This window comes from Micromonospora yangpuensis (genome assembly GCF_900091615.1).
GTDB lineage: Bacteria > Actinomycetota > Actinomycetes > Mycobacteriales > Micromonosporaceae > Micromonospora > Micromonospora yangpuensis.
Map to the genome: position 1 here is coordinate 219,055 of NZ_FMIA01000002.1, position 15,426 is coordinate 234,480.

Annotated in this window: 13 protein-coding genes, 1 tRNA gene and 1 riboswitch; of the genes, 8 read left to right on the plus strand and 6 right to left on the minus strand. The window is 71.6% G+C overall.

Annotation, left to right across the window (positions count from 1 at the left end):
• Complete coding sequence (locus tag GA0070617_RS01135; RefSeq protein WP_091432733.1) at positions 1–1,560, plus strand: serine/threonine protein kinase; 1,560 nt, start codon at positions 1–3, stop codon at positions 1,558–1,560.
• Positions 1,557–3,389, plus strand: coding sequence for a Stk1 family PASTA domain-containing Ser/Thr kinase (gene pknB, locus GA0070617_RS01140; protein ID WP_091432735.1), 1,833 nt, complete (start codon positions 1,557–1,559; stop codon positions 3,387–3,389). Before GA0070617_RS01135 ends, pknB begins: the two co-directional genes overlap by 4 nt.
• Before the next feature lie 82 nt (positions 3,390–3,471).
• On the opposite strand, the gene GA0070617_RS01145 is transcribed toward pknB, so the two are convergent.
• The 4 genes from GA0070617_RS01145 to GA0070617_RS01160 are packed head-to-tail and all read right to left on the minus strand — an operon-like array spanning position 3,472 to position 6,937.
• Positions 3,472–4,122 carry an aminodeoxychorismate/anthranilate synthase component II gene (locus GA0070617_RS01145; protein ID WP_091432737.1) on the minus strand — a complete coding sequence of 217 codons (651 nt, stop codon included), beginning with the start codon at positions 4,120–4,122 and terminating at the stop codon, positions 3,472–3,474.
• 4 nt (positions 4,123–4,126) lie between these two features.
• Positions 4,127–4,414, minus strand: a complete 288-nt coding sequence (locus GA0070617_RS01150; protein WP_091432739.1) for a hypothetical protein — start codon at positions 4,412–4,414, stop codon at positions 4,127–4,129.
• A 4-nt stretch (positions 4,415–4,418) separates the two neighbouring features.
• Positions 4,419–6,134, minus strand: a complete 1,716-nt coding sequence (locus GA0070617_RS01155) for a class E sortase (RefSeq protein ID WP_091432740.1) — start codon at positions 6,132–6,134, stop codon at positions 4,419–4,421.
• Positions 6,131–6,937 carry a DUF881 domain-containing protein gene (locus GA0070617_RS01160; RefSeq protein ID WP_091432744.1) on the minus strand — a complete coding sequence of 269 codons (807 nt, stop codon included), beginning with the start codon at positions 6,935–6,937 and terminating at the stop codon, positions 6,131–6,133. The genes GA0070617_RS01155 and GA0070617_RS01160 overlap by 4 nt, the downstream gene beginning before the upstream one ends.
• 231 nt (positions 6,938–7,168) lie before the next feature.
• On the opposite strand from GA0070617_RS01160, the gene GA0070617_RS01165 reads away from it, so the two are divergent.
• The 4 genes from GA0070617_RS01165 (at position 7,169) to GA0070617_RS01180 (ending at position 12,507) form a co-directional block, all read left to right on the plus strand.
• Complete coding sequence (locus tag GA0070617_RS01165; RefSeq protein WP_091432746.1) at positions 7,169–7,432, plus strand: cell division protein CrgA; 264 nt, start codon at positions 7,169–7,171, stop codon at positions 7,430–7,432.
• Between the two features lie 248 nt (positions 7,433–7,680).
• Entirely contained in the window at positions 7,681–9,906 is a 2,226-nt protein-coding gene (locus GA0070617_RS01170; protein WP_091432750.1) for a (Fe-S)-binding protein, read from the plus strand.
• Positions 9,907–10,119: 213 nt separating this feature from the next.
• On the plus strand, positions 10,120–11,133 hold the full coding sequence (locus GA0070617_RS01175) for a C40 family peptidase (RefSeq protein WP_091432753.1): 1,014 nt from the start codon (positions 10,120–10,122) through the stop codon (positions 11,131–11,133).
• Between the two features lie 184 nt (positions 11,134–11,317).
• Positions 11,318–11,456: riboswitch (cyclic di-AMP (ydaO/yuaA leader) on the plus strand.
• A gap of 10 nt (positions 11,457–11,466) precedes the next feature.
• Positions 11,467–12,507, plus strand: coding sequence for a C40 family peptidase (locus GA0070617_RS01180; RefSeq protein WP_091432755.1), 1,041 nt, complete (start codon positions 11,467–11,469; stop codon positions 12,505–12,507).
• Between the two features lie 191 nt (positions 12,508–12,698).
• Here GA0070617_RS01180 and dcd read toward each other — a convergent pair whose 3' ends face one another.
• Positions 12,699–13,277, minus strand: coding sequence for a dCTP deaminase (dcd, locus tag GA0070617_RS01185; RefSeq protein WP_091432758.1), 579 nt, complete (start codon positions 13,275–13,277; stop codon positions 12,699–12,701).
• 98 nt (positions 13,278–13,375) lie between these two features.
• On the opposite strand from dcd, the gene GA0070617_RS01190 reads away from it, so the two are divergent.
• Positions 13,376–13,939 (plus strand): pyridoxamine 5'-phosphate oxidase family protein, encoded by a 564-nt coding sequence (locus GA0070617_RS01190; RefSeq protein ID WP_091432761.1) that lies wholly within the window; start codon positions 13,376–13,378, stop codon positions 13,937–13,939.
• Positions 13,940–14,017: 78 nt separating this feature from the next.
• Here the strand turns inward: GA0070617_RS01190 and GA0070617_RS01195 are convergent, their stop codons facing one another.
• Positions 14,018–14,998, minus strand: a complete 981-nt coding sequence (locus tag GA0070617_RS01195) for a zinc metalloprotease (protein ID WP_091432765.1) — start codon at positions 14,996–14,998, stop codon at positions 14,018–14,020.
• A 296-nt stretch (positions 14,999–15,294) separates the two neighbouring features.
• Here GA0070617_RS01195 and GA0070617_RS01200 point away from each other — a divergent pair.
• Positions 15,295–15,368: transfer RNA gene (locus GA0070617_RS01200), tRNA-Gly, on the plus strand.
• Positions 15,369–15,426: the final 58 nt, after the last annotated feature.

A 15,426-nucleotide genomic window follows, 5' to 3' on the forward strand; every position in this document is an offset into this window, starting at 1 on the left:
ATGCTCAGCCCTGGCGTTCAGCTCGGCAACCGGTACCGCCTCGACGAGCGGATCGCCAGCGGTGGCATGGGTGATGTCTGGCGCGGCACCGACCAGGTCCTCGGTCGTACGGTGGCGGTCAAGAGCCTGCTCCCCGCGCTGATGGACGATCCGGGCTTCGCCGAGCGGTTCCGGGGCGAGGCCCGGACCATGGCCACCATCAACCACCCGGGGGTCGTCGACGTCTACGACTTCGGCAGCGACCAGCAGATCGCCTTCCTGGTGATGGAGTACGTCGAGGGTGACGCCCTCGCCGCCACCCTCAACCGGGTCGGCCGGCTCACCCCGGCCCGGACGATGGCCCTGGTCGCGCAGGCCGCCGACGCGTTGCACGCCGCGCACGAGAAGGGCATCGTGCACCGGGACGTGAAGCCGGGCAACCTGCTGGTCCGCCCGAACGGCACCCTGGTGCTCACCGACTTCGGTATCGCGCGCTCGGACATGGTGGGGCAGCTGACCGCCGCTGGATCGGTGCTCGGCACCGCGTCGTACATCTCGCCGGAGCAGGCCACCGGCGCGGTCGCCACGCCCGCCTCCGACGTGTACGCCCTCGGTGTGGTCGCGTACCAGTGCCTGGCCGGCCGGCGCCCGTTCGAGGGTGACAACCCGCTGGAGATCGCCATGAAGCACGTCCGGGACAATCCCCGGGCGCTGCCCCGCGACATCCCGCCACCGGTCCGTTCGATCGTGGAACGGGCCATGGCCAAGGACCCGAAGGCGCGGTGGCAGAGCGCCGCCGCGCTGGCCGGGGTGGCCCGCCAGGCCAAGCAGCTACTGTCCCAGCAGAACCGGGGCGGCGGTCCCGCCGGTCCGATCTCCGCCGCTCCGGCCTCGCCGGCCGCGCCGCCGCCCGGCCGGGCCCAGGTGCCCGCCCGGCAGCAGCCCCGCCCGCCGGTCTCGGCCCAGCCGCTCTCACCCGTGGCCCAGCAGCACGGAGCCCAGCAGCACCGGCCGCCGGCGGCCCAGCAACACGGTTCGCCCGCGGCCCAGCAGTATCGGCCGCCGGCGGCGCAGCAGCTCCGCCCACCCGGGATGGCCCAGCAGCATCGCCCGCAGCCGGCGCTTCCGCAGCCCCGGCCGCCGATCGTGGCCCGCCCGCCGGCCGGGGCCCACCTGCCGGGTCCGCTGGCCGGGCAGCCCGCCCGCCCGCAGCAGCCGCAGCGGGCACCCTCGACCCCGCCGCAGGGTTTCCCGCCGAACCAGCATCCGATGCCGCAACCCCCCGGACGTCCCCTCGGGTACGCTCGGCCGCCGGCGCCCCAGGCCGCCCCGCGCCGGTCCAGCTCCGCGATGGTGCTGATCGTCATCCTGCTGGCCGCGGTGGTCCTGCTCTGCTCCGGAATTGTCACCTACTCCAACAAGATGGCGCTGGCCGGGGAGCCGGCCGTACCGAGCGTCACGGTCGGTGTGCTGGCTGGCGGTGGACGCGACGATCCGGCCCAGACGCCGTACCGTCGGATGGAACGGATCCTGCCGGTGGACGGCGACACGACGACGAGCGAAGGACGACAGACGCGATGACAGCGCAGGCCCGCCTGCTCGGTGGCCGGTACCAGGTCGGCGAGCTGCTCGGCTACGGCGGCATGGCTGAGGTCCATCGTGGCCGGGACCTGCGCCTCGGCCGGGACGTCGCGATCAAGATGCTCCGGACCGACCTGGCCCGGGACGCCACCTTCCAGATGCGGTTCCGTCGGGAGGCGCAGAACGCCGCGTCCCTCAACCACCCGGCGATCGTCGCGGTCTACGACACCGGTGAGGAGATCGCCCCGACCGGCGAGACCCTGCCGTTCATCGTGATGGAGTTCGTCAACGGACGGACCCTCAAGGAGGTGCTCGGCGCCGAGGGCCGGCTGCAGCCGCGTCGGGCGCTGGAGATCTGCGCCGACATGGCCGCCGCCCTGGAGTTCAGCCACCGGCACGGGATCATCCACCGGGACATCAAGCCGGGCAACGTGATGCTCACCCAGACCGGCCAGGTCAAGGTGATGGACTTCGGCATCGCCCGGGCGCTGGCCAGCGGGGCCACCACGATGACGCAGACCAGCGCGGTCATCGGCACCGCCCAGTACCTCTCGCCCGAGCAGGCCCGGGGCGAGGCCGTCGACGCCCGCTCCGACGTGTACGCCGGCGGCTGCGTCCTCTTCGAGCTGGTCTGCGGCCACCCGCCGTTCGTCGGTGACAGCCCGGTAAGCGTCGCCTACCAGCACGTACGTGAGCAGCCGCCGACGCCGAGCGACATCAACCCGGACGTCACGCCGGCGATCGACGCGATCGTGCTGAAGGCGCTGTCGAAGAACCCGCTCAACCGCTACCAGAGCGCCGGTGAGATGCGGGCGGACCTGCTCCGCGCGGCGGCCGGCCGGCCGGTGCTGGCCACCCCGGTACTGCGCGAGGACGAGACCACCCAGCTCGCCCCGCAGGCGGCCGCGGCCGGGTACCCGGCTGCCGGTGGCCCCGCCACCACCCGGCAGGTACCGGCCCGGGTAGGTGACCCGCAGCGGCGGCGTACCTCGTCCTGGTTGATCGCGGTCTTCGCCGCGGTCGGGGTGCTGGCGGTGATCGCCCTGGTCGCCGCGCTGATGCAGAACCGGGAGCCCGAGGACACCCGGATCGCGGTGCCGACCATGGCCGGTAAGCAACAGGCTGCGGCCGTCACCGAGCTGCGCGCCGCCGGCTTCAATCCGGTGATCGGCGAGCCGGTCTTCGACAGCAACTGCACCGAGAACACCGTCACCAGGCAGACCCCGCCGGCCGGCACCAGGCTGGAGCGAAACGAGACGGTGACGATCCAGATCTGCGGCGGCAAGCCCGAGGTCGAGATCCCCAACGGGCTGGTCAACTCCCAGTTCGAGAACGTCGAGCAGCAGCTCGACGACCTGGGCCTCGACGTCGAGCGCAAGGACGTCAACAGCGCCCAGCCCAAGGGGATCGTCACCAAGGTCACCCCGGGCGAGGGGACGAAGGTCGCCGAGGGTGCCGAGGTCGTGGTGGAGGTCTCCCGGGGCAACATCCGGCAGGTGCCGAACGTCGACGGGATGACCCGGGACCAGGCCAAGCGGGAGCTGGAACGAGCCGGTTACAAGGTCAGGGTCGTCGACGGCGAGGAGGTCCCGGCGGCACAGGCCGGTCGGGTCAGCGGGCAGAACCCGGCCGCCGGCCGGTCCCTGCAGACCGGCGAGACGGTGACCATCGAGGTAAGCGTCGAGGAGCCCGAGCCCGAGCCGGACCCGACCTCGGAGAGCCCGGATCCGCCGGAGCCGACGCCGACGCCGACCGCCCCGGGCGACGGTGGTGGCGAGGGTGGCGGCCTGCCCCGCGTCGTCTCCCCGCCGGCCCGCTTCACCGACTGACCGATCGTTGCTCGCCGGGTCACCGAGGGTGGCCCGGCGGGTCGTGGGTCGGTCCGGTGCGGCCGGTCAGGTCGCGGGACGGTCAGGCGGTGGCGAAGGCGGCCAGCCGGCGGGCGTCGACCTCGGCGGCCAGTTCGGGGGCGCGCTCCAGGGCCGCCGGGTGCCCGCAGGCGGACAGCCAGTTCGCCAGCATCAGGTGACCGCCCTCGGTGAGCACCGACTCGGGGTGGAACTGGACCCCCTCGATCGGGAGAGTGCGGTGACGCATCGCCATCACCACCCCGGAGTCGGTCCAGCCGGTGACCTCCAGCTCCTGCGGGAGGGTCTCCGGCAGGACGGTGAGCGAGTGGTACCGGGTCGCGGTGAACGGATCCGGCAGCCCGGCCAACACCCCGACCGAGCTGTGCCGCACCTCGGAGGTCTTGCCGTGCAGCAGCTCGGGGGCGCGGGCCACGGTGGCCCCGAACGCCTCCCCGATCGCCTGGTGACCGAGGCAGACGCCGAAGATCGGCAGCTCGCCGGCGTACCGGCGGATGACGTCCAGGCAGATCCCGGCCCGGTCCGGACTGCCCGGCCCCGGTGAGAGCAGTACGCCGGCCGCCCCGAGCCGCCCCACCTCGGCGAGGTCGATCTCGTCGTTGCGCCGGACCTCGCACTCGACACCGAGCTGGCCGAGGTACTGCACCAGGTTGAAGACGAACGAGTCGTAGTTGTCGATCACCAGAACGCGCATCTCGTCACCGGTCCGGGGAGGGTGGGGTGTTGTTCTGCTCGGTGTCGTACGGCAGGTCGTGATCGTCACCGGCGGGGGCGTCCTCGCCGGGCAGGTCCGGGTTGCCGCCGGCCGGCCCACCGGTGTCCCCGGTCGGCTGCTCGACCTGTACGTCGTCGAAGGGCAGCAACGGCTCGGCCCACGGGAAGATCACGTACCAGAGCAGGGCGACGGTCGCCGTCGCCAGCATGACGCTGCCGAGCAGTTTGCCCGGCACCCCGAACGGCAGCTTGCGCCAGATCCACGCGTACACCGGCTCAGCCCTCCAGCTCCGACGGGCGCCCCTCGGACTTGGCCATCTTGCGGTCGAGTTCGGCGTGCACGATCAGCCGTTCGTAGTTGTCGAACTTGGGGTTGCAGGTGGTCAGGGTGAGCATGGCCTGGGTCGGCTTGGCCCGGGGCCGGCCCGGCACCGGGGCCACCACCTCGACCTGCGACGGCTTCACGATGTGGTTCTTCGACACCCGGTAGACGAACCAGGTGGTCTTGGACTCGGCGACGATGACGTCCCCGTTGTTGAGTTCGTCGAGTCGCCAGAAGGTGGCCCTGTTGCGGTGTCCGGCGACGGAGAAGTTGCCGACCTGGCCGGGCATGGCGCTGTCCGGGTAGTGGCCGGGGGCGTACCGGATGTCCTTCTGGCTCACCCCCTCGACCACGATCCAGCTCTTGTCGAGCTTGGGGATGTAGAGGCCGGCGATCGGCTTGCCCTCCACCGGTGGCTTCGGGGTGGCGGGGGCGCTCGGCGTGGCCGACGGGGCGACGGTGGGGTCGTCGGTCGGGGCCCATTCCTGGGCGAGCTGGTCGGAGAGGTCGCTCTGGTGGGCGTCGACCATCACCGACTTGCCCCAGATCTCGTAGCCGGCGAAGAGGAGCACCACCAGGCCGAAAGTGATCAGGACTTCGCCGGAGAACCGGATCCCGGTACGCAGTCGCGACCAGAACGACGGCCGGGTCAGCTCGGAGTAGACGCTCTTGTAGCCCTCGCCGGTCTGCTCCGGGCGGAGTTGGACGACGCGTTCGCCGCGTCGAGCAGGTGGCGGCGTCGCTGGTCCGTCGGCCGGGCGGTCGCTCTCCGGCATCCGGGGGACCGCACCCATCAGCGCGGTCGAGTCGAGAGCGGGGTCGGTCTGCGGGGGCCGCCGGGTCACCGCCGGGATGAGCGCGGTGGCCGAGGGGTCGACGGGTCCTTCCCGCCCGCCCGGCTCCGGACGGGGCTTGGCCGCAGCGGGACCGACCGTGGACAGGAAGGCGGTCGGCTGGTCCGTGCCGGTGCCCGGTCCGCCCTCGTGCCGGGGGTGGGCGGGTTGTTGGTGCGACGACTGCTGGTGGGCCGGATCGGGCTCGTTCGGGGTCGACCCCTCCGGTCGGTTGCCCCGCCACGGCGGGGGCGCGCTGCCCGGACCGGACGCCGTCGCCGGACGTCCGGTGGGCTCGGCAGCGGGGTGCCGGTCCGCCCAGGTGGCGGCCTCCCCGGTCCGCTCAGCACCCGGGTACCGGCCCGGCCCAGACCCGCCGGACCAGGGCGAACCAGCCGGTACGGCGCCGGTTCCCGGTTGCGGCGCGGCGGGGCGTACCTGGTGGGCGCCGGTCGGGGCGGAGTCGCCCGGCCGGGTCGTCGCCGGTGGGCCGTACCGGGAATCGGTCGGGTGGGTCGGTCGCCCGGATTCGGTCGGGTGGGTCGGTCGCCCGGATTCGCGCGGGTAGGGCTGGGGGCGACGGTCCACGGCGGGGCCGGTCTGCGGGTGCCCTGCCGGTCTGCCGGCCTGCGGGTGCTCTGCCGGGCGGCCGGTCGGCTCCGGGCGGGCCGGCGCGCGGGGTGGCAGCACGGGCGTCGGCCAGGGGCCGGCGGGCGCGCGGTGGGCCGCCGCCGGGTCGGGTCGGTTGGTCCGGGTCAGGAACTCGGTGGACTCCTCGGGCTGGCTCCGGTGGCGACCGTCGCGGTCGTCCCGCCAGTCGTCGACCGGGCGGCTCACCGGGGGACCGTCGCGGAACGCAGCGCGGTGGAGTCCTCGAACGCCGGCACGGTGACCGGCGAGACGGTCTCCCGGTAGCCGAGCTGGTAGTCGTCGACCGCTTCCTTGAACAACCGGACTCCCTTGGAGCCGGCGAGGGCCTGCTGAAGTGCGGCCGGATCGCCGATTGCTACGATCTTGAACGGTGGGGAGTACACCCGGCCGTGCAACAGCAGGGTGTTACCCACGCAGCGTACCGCGCTGGTCGACAGCACGCGGACGTTCATGATTGACATGGCCTCGGCGCCGCCGGCCCAGAGCGCGTTCACCACCGCCTGGACGTCCTGCTGGTGGACGACCAGCTCGTCGTTGCTCACCCCATCGGGTAGCACCTGGTCGCCGAGGCGCTGCGCGTCGTTGAGCTCGACGGTCACCCCGGTGCCGGTGAGCGCGGTGAACCCGGCCTGCTGCAGGCTCCCGGTGCCCCGGTCCCGCTGCTCCTTGATCGGCGTGTCCGACTCGGCCAGGGTGGCCGTGGTGTTCTCCACGTCGGCCCGCAGGGCCGCGGCCCGTCGTTCGCTGGCCGCGACCTGCTCGCGGCGGTCCTCGATCACCTGCTTGAGCTCGGGGCGTCGGTCCTCGCGCAGGGCGGTGCCGCCCGCGGTGGTGGCGGTGGTGGTGAAGAGCAGGCCGGCCGCGGCGGCGATCAACGGAACGCCGATGGACCAGCCCGGCCGCCGCTGCCGCGGCCGCCGTGGCAGCAGTCCGGCGACCAACCGCCGGAGCACCTTCTGCCAGGAGGCCGCACCGGATGTGTACTCCACCGTGCGCTCCTTTCCCGTCGCGGAGGCCGGACCCGCCGAACGCGGGTCGTCGTCCTCGGTGACCGGAATACTTACCTATATTTCGGTCACTCCGACCAGCGAAGTGACCCTGTTCGTGGCTTGAACGGGTCTTCCGGACTACGCTGGCTGACGAACATTATTGGCCATGGACCGTCGCCCTGCGTCCGGTTGTCAGGCCGGACGAGGTAGTCACCCCCTCTGGAGAGCGTCGTGCCCAAGTCACAGGTCCGCAAGAAGAAGGTGTACACCCCGCCGACGGATGTCCGTCCGACGACGACGGCGTCGACGCGTAAGCCTAGCCCGGTGTGGCTGCCGGCCTCGGCGGTCGCCCTGATCGTCTTCGGCATCGGGTGGCTGGTCGTGTACTACCTCTCCGAGCAGGAGTACCCGGTCATGTCGTGGGGCTACTGGAACCTCGCGGTCGGGTTCGGTGCCATGGTCGGCTCGCTGGCCCTGCTCTCCCGCTGGCGCTGACCCGGTTGGCGTAGGCCGAGGCCGGTCGGCGGCGTGCGGGGCTCCGGCCCGGGCCGCGGTGCGTCGACCGGGGTCGCCGCTGTGACGTTGTGGTGCCGCGTAACCCCTGCTGAGGCGCTTTCCAGCCGGTCCGCCTAAGGTGTCCGCAGGGCGGCGCGGCCCCCGGGTGCGAGGATTCTCACGTTACTGGTGGGTAACCTTGCGCGTAGGCTGCACGCGACAGGCAGCAGACCGGGGAGGCCAACTCGATGGGCAGCGTCCAGATCGGCACCACGATCCTCGCCGCCGCCATCACCGCCGTTGCGGTGTGGCTCGCGGTACGCGCGGTCATGAAGATGACCGCCGTCATCCGGCTGGGGCAACCCGATCCGACCCGCTCGGCCGACAAGGGCGCCCGGGTCAGGGCCATGCTGACCGAGACCGTCGGGCACACCCGGATGCTGCGCTGGAGCCTGGTGGGCGCGGCGCACTGGTTCGTGATGGTGGGCTTCGTCGTCCTGTCGCTGCTGGTGTTGGAGGCGTACTTCGAGGTCGTCTCCCCGACCGGTGGGCTGCCCCTGATCGGTGGCTGGGCGGTCTACGGCCTGGTCACCGAGTGGATCGGCATCCTCGGCCTGGTCAGCATCCTGATCCTGATCGGCATCCGGCTGCGCAACCGGCCGACCCGCCCCGGCGGCCGGTCCCGGTTCACCGGCTCCACCATGTGGCAGGGCTACTTCGTCGAGGCGGTCGTCCTCGGCGTACTGGTCATGGGCTTCGTCATCCGGGGCTTCAAGGTCGCCACCGACCACTTCGAGTACCCGGCCTGGGCCACCCCGCTCAGTCACGCCGTCGGCGCGGCGCTGCCCGGCTGGGAGACCGGGGTGAGCATCGCCGCCCTGATCAAGATCTCGATCTCGATGATCTGGGTCATCGTGATCTCCCTGAACGTCACCATGGGCGTCGCCTGGCACCGCTTCCTGGCGTTCCCCAACATCTTCTTCAAGCGTGACCCCGCCGGTAAGGTCTCCGGGCTCGGCGCGCTGCGCCCGATGACCAGCCAGGGCAAGCCACTGGACTTCGAGGAGGCGGATCCCGAGTCCGACCAGTTCGGGGTGGCCCAGGTCGAGCAGTTCACCTGGAAGGGTCTGCTCGACTTCAGCACCTGCACCGAGTGCGGCCGCTGCCAGTCGCAGTGCCCGGCCTGGAACACCGGCAAGCCGCTGTCGCCGAAGCTGCTGATCCTCAGCCTGCGCGACCACGCGTACGCCAAGGCGCCGTACCTGCTGGCCGGCGGCGGCAAGGACCTGACCGGCGAGGAGAAGGCCACCGCCGCCCAGCTCGCCCACCTGGACGTGCTGACGTTGGCCGAGGCGGAGAAGCCGCTGATCGGCGACGCCGAGGCCGGCGGGGTGATCGACCCGGACGTGCTCTGGTCCTGCACCACCTGCGGGGCCTGCGTCGAGCAGTGCCCGGTCGACATCGAGCACGTCGACCACATCGTCGACATGCGTCGCTACCAGGTGCTGATCGAGTCCAGCTTCCCGTCCGAGGCCGGGGTGATGCTGCGCAACCTGGAGAACAAGGGCAACCCGTGGGGCGCTCCGCAGAACACCCGGGAGGACTGGACCAAGGGCCTGGACTTCGAGGTGCCCCGGGTGGGCGAGGTCGAGGACTTCGAGTACCTCTTCTGGGTCGGCTGCGCCGGCGCGTTCGAGGACCGGGCGAAGAAGACCACCCGGGCGGTGGCCACCCTGCTCAACGAGGCCGGCGTCTCCTTCGCCATCCTCGGCGAGGGGGAGACCTGCTCGGGTGACCCGGCCCGGCGGATCGGCAACGAGTTCGTCTTCCAGATGCTCGCCCAGCAGAACGTGGAGACCCTGAACGAGGCGTTCGAAGGCCGCGAGCCCGCCAAGCGCAAGATCGTCGCCACCTGCCCGCACTGCTTCAACACCCTGGGCAACGAGTACGGGCAGCTCGGCGGCGAGTTCGAGGTGGTGCACCACACCCAGCTGCTGGCCCACCTGGTCGCCACCGGCCGGCTCACCCCGGTGCAGCCGGTCGACGGCGGGGTGACCTACCACGACCCCTGCTACCTGGGCCGGCACAACCGGGTCTTCGCCCCGCCGCGTGAGGTGCTGGGCAGCGCGATCTCCGGCAACGGCAGCGCCGGCGACGGCGCGGACGCCGGTCTGATCGAGATGCCGCGCAACAGCGAACGCTCCTTCTGCTGCGGCGCCGGTGGGGCCCGGATGTGGATGGAAGAGAAGATCGGCAAGCGGGTGAACGTGGACCGGGTCGAGGAGGCCATGTCCACCGGCGCGAAGACGGTCGCGGTCGGCTGCCCGTTCTGCTCGACGATGCTCAGTGACGGGGTCAACGGCAAGGGTGCCGGCGAGCAGGTCGAGGTGATCGACGTGGCCAGCGTGCTGCTCCGCTCGGTCAGGCCCCAGCGGCCGGCGGCGGGCCGGGAGGACGAGCCGGTCGGCGGCTGAGCGCGGACCGTGGTCGACCCCTCACGCATCGCCATACTTCATTGAAGCGATCGCCGATACCGTTGGTACGCAAGCGATTCTTTCTGCGTGATGGTGAAACAGGTCGCCTTGATCCGGCCCGGAAGGCGACCTAGTGTTGGGCACCGACCGGGCCGGGAAGTCTGTCTCGCCCCCTCTCCGCGAGCGCCCGTGGGTCGGTCGGCAAAGGAGTCGATGCCGGTGGCAACCGCGCCCCTTCATCGTCGTGTCTCGGCACCGTCCCCCCGGAGCACCGGTCCGCGCCGGGCGCTTACCCGGTTGCTCGCCCTGGTCGCCGCCGTCGCCGTCGGCGCCGGGCTGCTCGCCACACCGGCGTACGCGGAGCCCACGGTCGACGAGATCGAGGCGCAGATCGACAAGCAGTGGCGACAGCTGGAGCCCACCATCGAGCAGTACAACAAGGTGCGCTCCCAGCTGAAGGTGAACCGCCGCAAGTCGGCCGACCTGGAGAAGAAGATCCTGCCGCTCCAGATGGAGAGCGAGCTGGCGATGAACCGGATCGGTGAGCTGGCCAGCCGCTACTACGTCATCGGCCCGTCCCAGGAGTTGGGCGCGGTGCTGCTGAACAGCCGGCCCGGTGCGCTCGGTGAACAGCTCACCATGCTTGACCGGGTGGCCATCCAGGAGCGCAAGGAGATCGAGGGCGTCCTGGCCATGCAGGCCAAGTACGGCACCCAGAAGCAGAAGCTCGACACGCTGGTGGCCACCCAGGTCAAGCAGGAGAAGGAGCTGGCCGCCAAGCGCAAGAGCATCACCGCCGAGATCAAGCGCCTTGAGGCGTCGATGCCGAAGACCACGGTGAAGACGGCGAACTGCCCGACCATCGACGGGGTGGTCAACGAGGCCGCACGGGTCGCCATCCGGACGGCGTGCGCCCAGGTCGGCAAGCCGTACGTGTTCGGCTCCACCGGGCCGAACTCCTTCGACTGCTCCGGCCTCACCCAGTACGCGTACAAGGCCGCCGGGATCAGCCTGACCCACTTCACCGGGGCCCAGTGGAACGAGGGCAAGGCCATCCCGCGCAACGAGGCCCGCCCGGGTGACCTGGTCTTCTTCTTCAGCGACCTGCACCACGTCGGCCTCTACCTGGGCAACGACACGATGGTGCACGCGGCCCGCGCCGGCAAGCCGGTGAACGTCTCCAGCATCAACACCATGCCGGTCGCCGGATTCCGCCGGCCCGGCTGACCGGCCGCACCGACCACGAGGGCCCCCGACGGCGCGTCGGGGGCCCTCGCCGTCGTGGGAGCGGGTCCGCGAGTGAGCAAACGTGAGACGGAGTGTCATGGCCGAATCCGTTGCGGATCGATGGGGGCCTCTCTACGCTGGTGAATCGTCGGCCGGTCGCAGGTCCGCCCAACCCGGGCGGTAACGGCCGACACCGCCGAGTCGCCGCCCCAGGCGATCCGGGGACCCAGGTACGCCGGGGTGAATCCACAGCCACTGTGGTAGGGCGTCCCCTTCCGCCCGAACCCGTCAGCTAACCCGGTAGGCGGTTCGTCAGAAGGAGTACCGAGCCCGGTGGCACACCATGCCCCGCGGCCACCGTCGACCCGGTCGGCCTCCGCCGACCAGGTGACGGCTGCGCCGCGCCTTCGCTGGTTCCGCTGCACCACCGTCCTCGCCGCGCTGGCGGTGACCGCCGGCATCCTGACCGGGGTGCCCGGCGCGGCCCACGCCGACCCGTCGGTGTCGGACATCGAACGCCAGATCGACCAGGACTGGAACCGACTCGAACCGATCATCGAGCGACACAACGCCGTCCGTCAGGACCTGGCCGAAAAACGCCGGGAGGCCGCTGCTCTCGGCGCCCGGATCGAGCCGCTGCGACGCCAGGTGGACGCGGCGCTGAGGAAGGTCAGCGCGCTCGCCGTCCAGGCGTACAAGGGTGAGACCGTCTCGGCGGTCAACGCGCTGCTGGCCGGCCGTACGCCGGGTGAGCTGATGAGCCGGATCGAGCTGGTCGACCGGTTCGCCCACCGGCAGCAGGAGCAGGTCCGGGCGGTACGGCTGCTCCGCGACGAGCTGGCCGCCCGCAAGGCGCCCCTGGACCGGATGATCATCCAACTCAGCCGCACCGAGGCGGGGTTGGCCGCCAGTCGGAAACAGATCGACGCCGAGATCGCCCGGCTGCAGAAACTCCGGCTCCGGGTCTACGGTCGGGGCGGCGGTGGCTCGTTGCGTCCGGCGCCCTGCCCGGCCACGTACCCGGGAGGCGCGGCCGGGAAGGCGGTCACCTTCGCCTGCGCCCAGATCGGCAAGCCGTACGTCTGGGGGGCCGAGGGGCCCGACGCGTACGACTGCTCCGGTCTGATGCTCGCCGCCTGGGCGAAGGCCGGCGTCCGGCTGCCGCACAACGCGGCCCGGCAGCGCAAGGTGACCCCGTCGGTGAGCCGGACCGAGCTGCGCCCCGGCGACCTGGTCTTCTACTACCGCGACCTGCACCACGTCGGGATGTACGTCGGTGCCGGCTGGGTGGTGCACGCCTCCCGGGCCGGGGTGCCGGTCCGGATGAAGCGCCTCGACGACAGTCCCGTGCACAGCTTCGGCCGCCCCGGCTAGGGGCGACCTCGCCGCCGCTGCCGGTGGTGAACCGGGGTCCCCGCACCAGGATCCCGGCCACCCCGGTCAGCCGCGGGGCCCGGGTACCCGCCGCCCGGCGGGGCCCTGTGCGCCGCCCCCGCCGGTCCCGCGGGGGCGGCGCCGGGTCCCGTCGAGGCTCGGCGTCCCGTCGGCGCTCGGCGTTTCGCCGGTCAGCGGGTGGGCCAGGTCTGCCAGCTCTGCCAGGAACGGCTCGGGGTGGGGCCCCGCTGGCCCTGGTACCGGGAGCCGTACCGGGCGGAGCCGTAGGGATGCTCGGCGGCGGAGGAGAGCCGGAAGATGCAGAGCTGGCCGATCTTCATGCCCGGCCAGAGGGTGATCGGCAGGTTCGCCACGTTCGACAGCTCCAGCGTGACGTGGCCGGAGAAGCCCGGGTCGATGAAGCCGGCGGTCGAGTGGGTGAGCAGCCCCAGCCGGCCCAGGCTCGACTTGCCCTCCAGTCGGGCGGCGAGGGTGTCGGCGAGGGTGACCACCTCAAGCGTGGAGGCGAGCACGAACTCGCCGGGGTGCAGCACGTACGGCTCCCCGTCGGGCACCTCGACCTCGGTGGTCAGGTCGTCCTGCTGCTGCGCCGGATCGATGTGGGTGTACAGGTGGTTGTTGAAGACCCGGAAGAGCCGGTCCAGGCGTACGTCGATGCTGGACGGCTGCAACAACTCGGGCTCGAACGGCTCCAGCGCGAGCGTGCCCGCCTTGATCTCGTCGAGCAGGTCGCGGTCGGAGAGGAGCATCGGATCACCTTAGCGACCGCCGGACGCGGAACTCGATCCGGTGCCGGTGACCAGCGCGTCGGGTCGCTTGTCGTACACGTGTTCGATAAGATGTCCACATGGCATCCTGGTCCGAATTCGCCGCTGACGAGCCTCGCCTCGCCGACGGGATCCGCGTTCTCATGCAGCAGTACGGGCCGGGCTTCGGCTACCTGGCCACCGTCCGCGCCGACGGTGGGCCCCGGGTGCACCCGGTCTCCCCGGTGATCACCGACGAGGGGCTGTTCTGCTTCGTCATCGACTCACCCAAGCGCCGCGACCTGGAGCGCGACGGGCGTTACGCGCTGCACTCGTTCCCGCCGGAGGAGAGCGACGACGAGGCGTACGTCGCCGGCCGCGCCCGCCCGGTGACCGACCAGCGCCGGGTCGCCCGGCTGGCCGAGATCGGGCGGGCCGCGCCGCAGGTCGACTGGCGGCTCTTCGAGTTCACCGTCGACGTGGCGATGCTGGCCCGGCACGGGCAGGGCCAGGCGGTGCCGGGTCAGGCCCCTGAGCGCCCGGCGGTGCAGGTCTGGCTCGACCCGCACGGCGGTGCCGGCGCCACCCGCCTCGTCACCGCCGACGTGCCGGACCAGTGGGCCGGTCGACGACGCGACCGTGACCCGCACTACTCCGCCGCCTGACGGCGGATATCCGCCGTGCGCCGCGCCGCCGGGTGCCGGCCCCGTCGTGCGGAGCCGGCACCACGGGCACAACCCCGGTCAGACCGCCCGGTACGCGCTCCACGCGCTGCTCATCCGGCTCGCCTGACCAGCGGTGAACTGGTACATGCACGAGTCGTAGCTGTAGTCCATGAAGTTGGTGATCGGGTCGAGCCCCGCCGCGCTGCAGGTGTCCCGGCCGGTCGGGCAACCCGAGGCCGCCGACGCCTCGGCCGGGGTGTCGCTGACGCTGTCACCCGTGCTGGAGCAGCCGCCCTGGAAGGTGTGGTACAGGTTCAGCCAGTGCCCCACCTCGTGGGTGCCGGTGTCGCCCTGGTTGTAGTTGGTGGCGGTGCCACCTGGCAGTGACTCGCTCAGAACCACCACGCCGTCCATGGTGCTCAGCGTGCGCTGCGGGAAGGTCGCCCAGCCCAGCAGGTTGTTGCTCAGCTGGCCGAGGTAGATGTTGAGGGTGTTCTTGCCGCCCGTACGCAGCGAGGACTTCATCGACCGCTCCGCCGAGGAGCCCTGCCTGATCGGATACCACGCCGAGTTGGTGACCCGGTTGATCTGCTGCAGCTGGAACCCGAACGCGGTGGACGCCCCGCCGGTGGCCCCGCTGAACGCCTGGTTCAACACGCTGATCTGCGAGTTGACCATCGAGTCCGGGATGTTGCCGCCGGCCCGGGTGCTGTCCCGCTGGATCACGTGCACCACCACCGGGATCGTGATGGCGGCCAGCGGACCCACGATCGCGTTACGCGAGGAGGCCCGCTCCCGCAGCGCGGCGGCCAGGTCGGCCTCCCGCGCCTGCACCTGCGCGGCGGTCAGCTCGTTGGGCTCCTGCGCCGCCACACCACCCGGCCTGATCCGGGCGTCGGCATGGCTCTCCGCGGGCTCGACGCAGACCTCGTCGGCTGCGGCGGGTACGGCGGCGACCGCGGGTGCCACACCCACGGCGGCGGTGCTGAGCAGCAGCGCCAAGGTCGTCGAGGCGACACCGGCGGCACGCCGGGTCAGCAGGGAGGGACGGGGTCCCATGGGCCCACCTCTTTCTGGCGACGCGACCGGGGGTGTGTCGCGTCGGGGCGAAAACGTGGGCCAGACGTTACAACCCATCCAAGTATTTGAGAACGTCTAAATGTTGCCGGCGTGAAACTTCTTGCCGGTGAGCCCTCCGCCGTGGGCTCTGGAGGTGGGGCTGTCGAGGGGCTCTGGGTTGGAGCCGCCGAAGGGCCGGGGATGGGGGCCGCCGAAGGGCCGGGGGCGGGGCGGTCCGGCTCGTCCGGGGGCGGCTGCTGCGTGGTGGGGGTGACTCAGGTACAGTGGTGCCGCCTGCGGGTGTAGTTCAATGGCAGAACATCAGCTTCCCAAGCTGACAGTGCGGGTTCGATTCCCGTCACCCGCTCCAGCGTGAAGGCCCTGACCAGGATGTGAATCCGAGTCAGGGCCTTCGATGTTCTGACACC

What these genes read in the sequence shown, in the direction of transcription:
- GA0070617_RS01135 (WP_091432733.1), top strand. Translation starts at nt 1, where the DNA reads ATGCTCAGCCCTGGCGTTCAGCTCGGCAACCGGTACCGCCTCGACGAG.
- pknB (WP_091432735.1), top strand. Translation starts at nt 1,557, where the DNA reads ATGACAGCGCAGGCCCGCCTGCTCGGTGGCCGGTACCAGGTCGGCGAG.
- GA0070617_RS01145 (WP_091432737.1), bottom strand. Translation starts at nt 4,122, where the DNA reads ATGCGCGTTCTGGTGATCGACAACTACGACTCGTTCGTCTTCAACCTG.
- GA0070617_RS01170 (WP_091432750.1), top strand. Translation starts at nt 7,681, where the DNA reads ATGGGCAGCGTCCAGATCGGCACCACGATCCTCGCCGCCGCCATCACC.
- GA0070617_RS01175 (WP_091432753.1), top strand. Translation starts at nt 10,120, where the DNA reads ATGCCGGTGGCAACCGCGCCCCTTCATCGTCGTGTCTCGGCACCGTCC.
- dcd (WP_091432758.1), bottom strand. Translation starts at nt 13,277, where the DNA reads ATGCTCCTCTCCGACCGCGACCTGCTCGACGAGATCAAGGCGGGCACG.
- GA0070617_RS01190 (WP_091432761.1), top strand. Translation starts at nt 13,376, where the DNA reads ATGGCATCCTGGTCCGAATTCGCCGCTGACGAGCCTCGCCTCGCCGAC.
- GA0070617_RS01195 (WP_091432765.1), bottom strand. Translation starts at nt 14,998, where the DNA reads ATGGGACCCCGTCCCTCCCTGCTGACCCGGCGTGCCGCCGGTGTCGCC.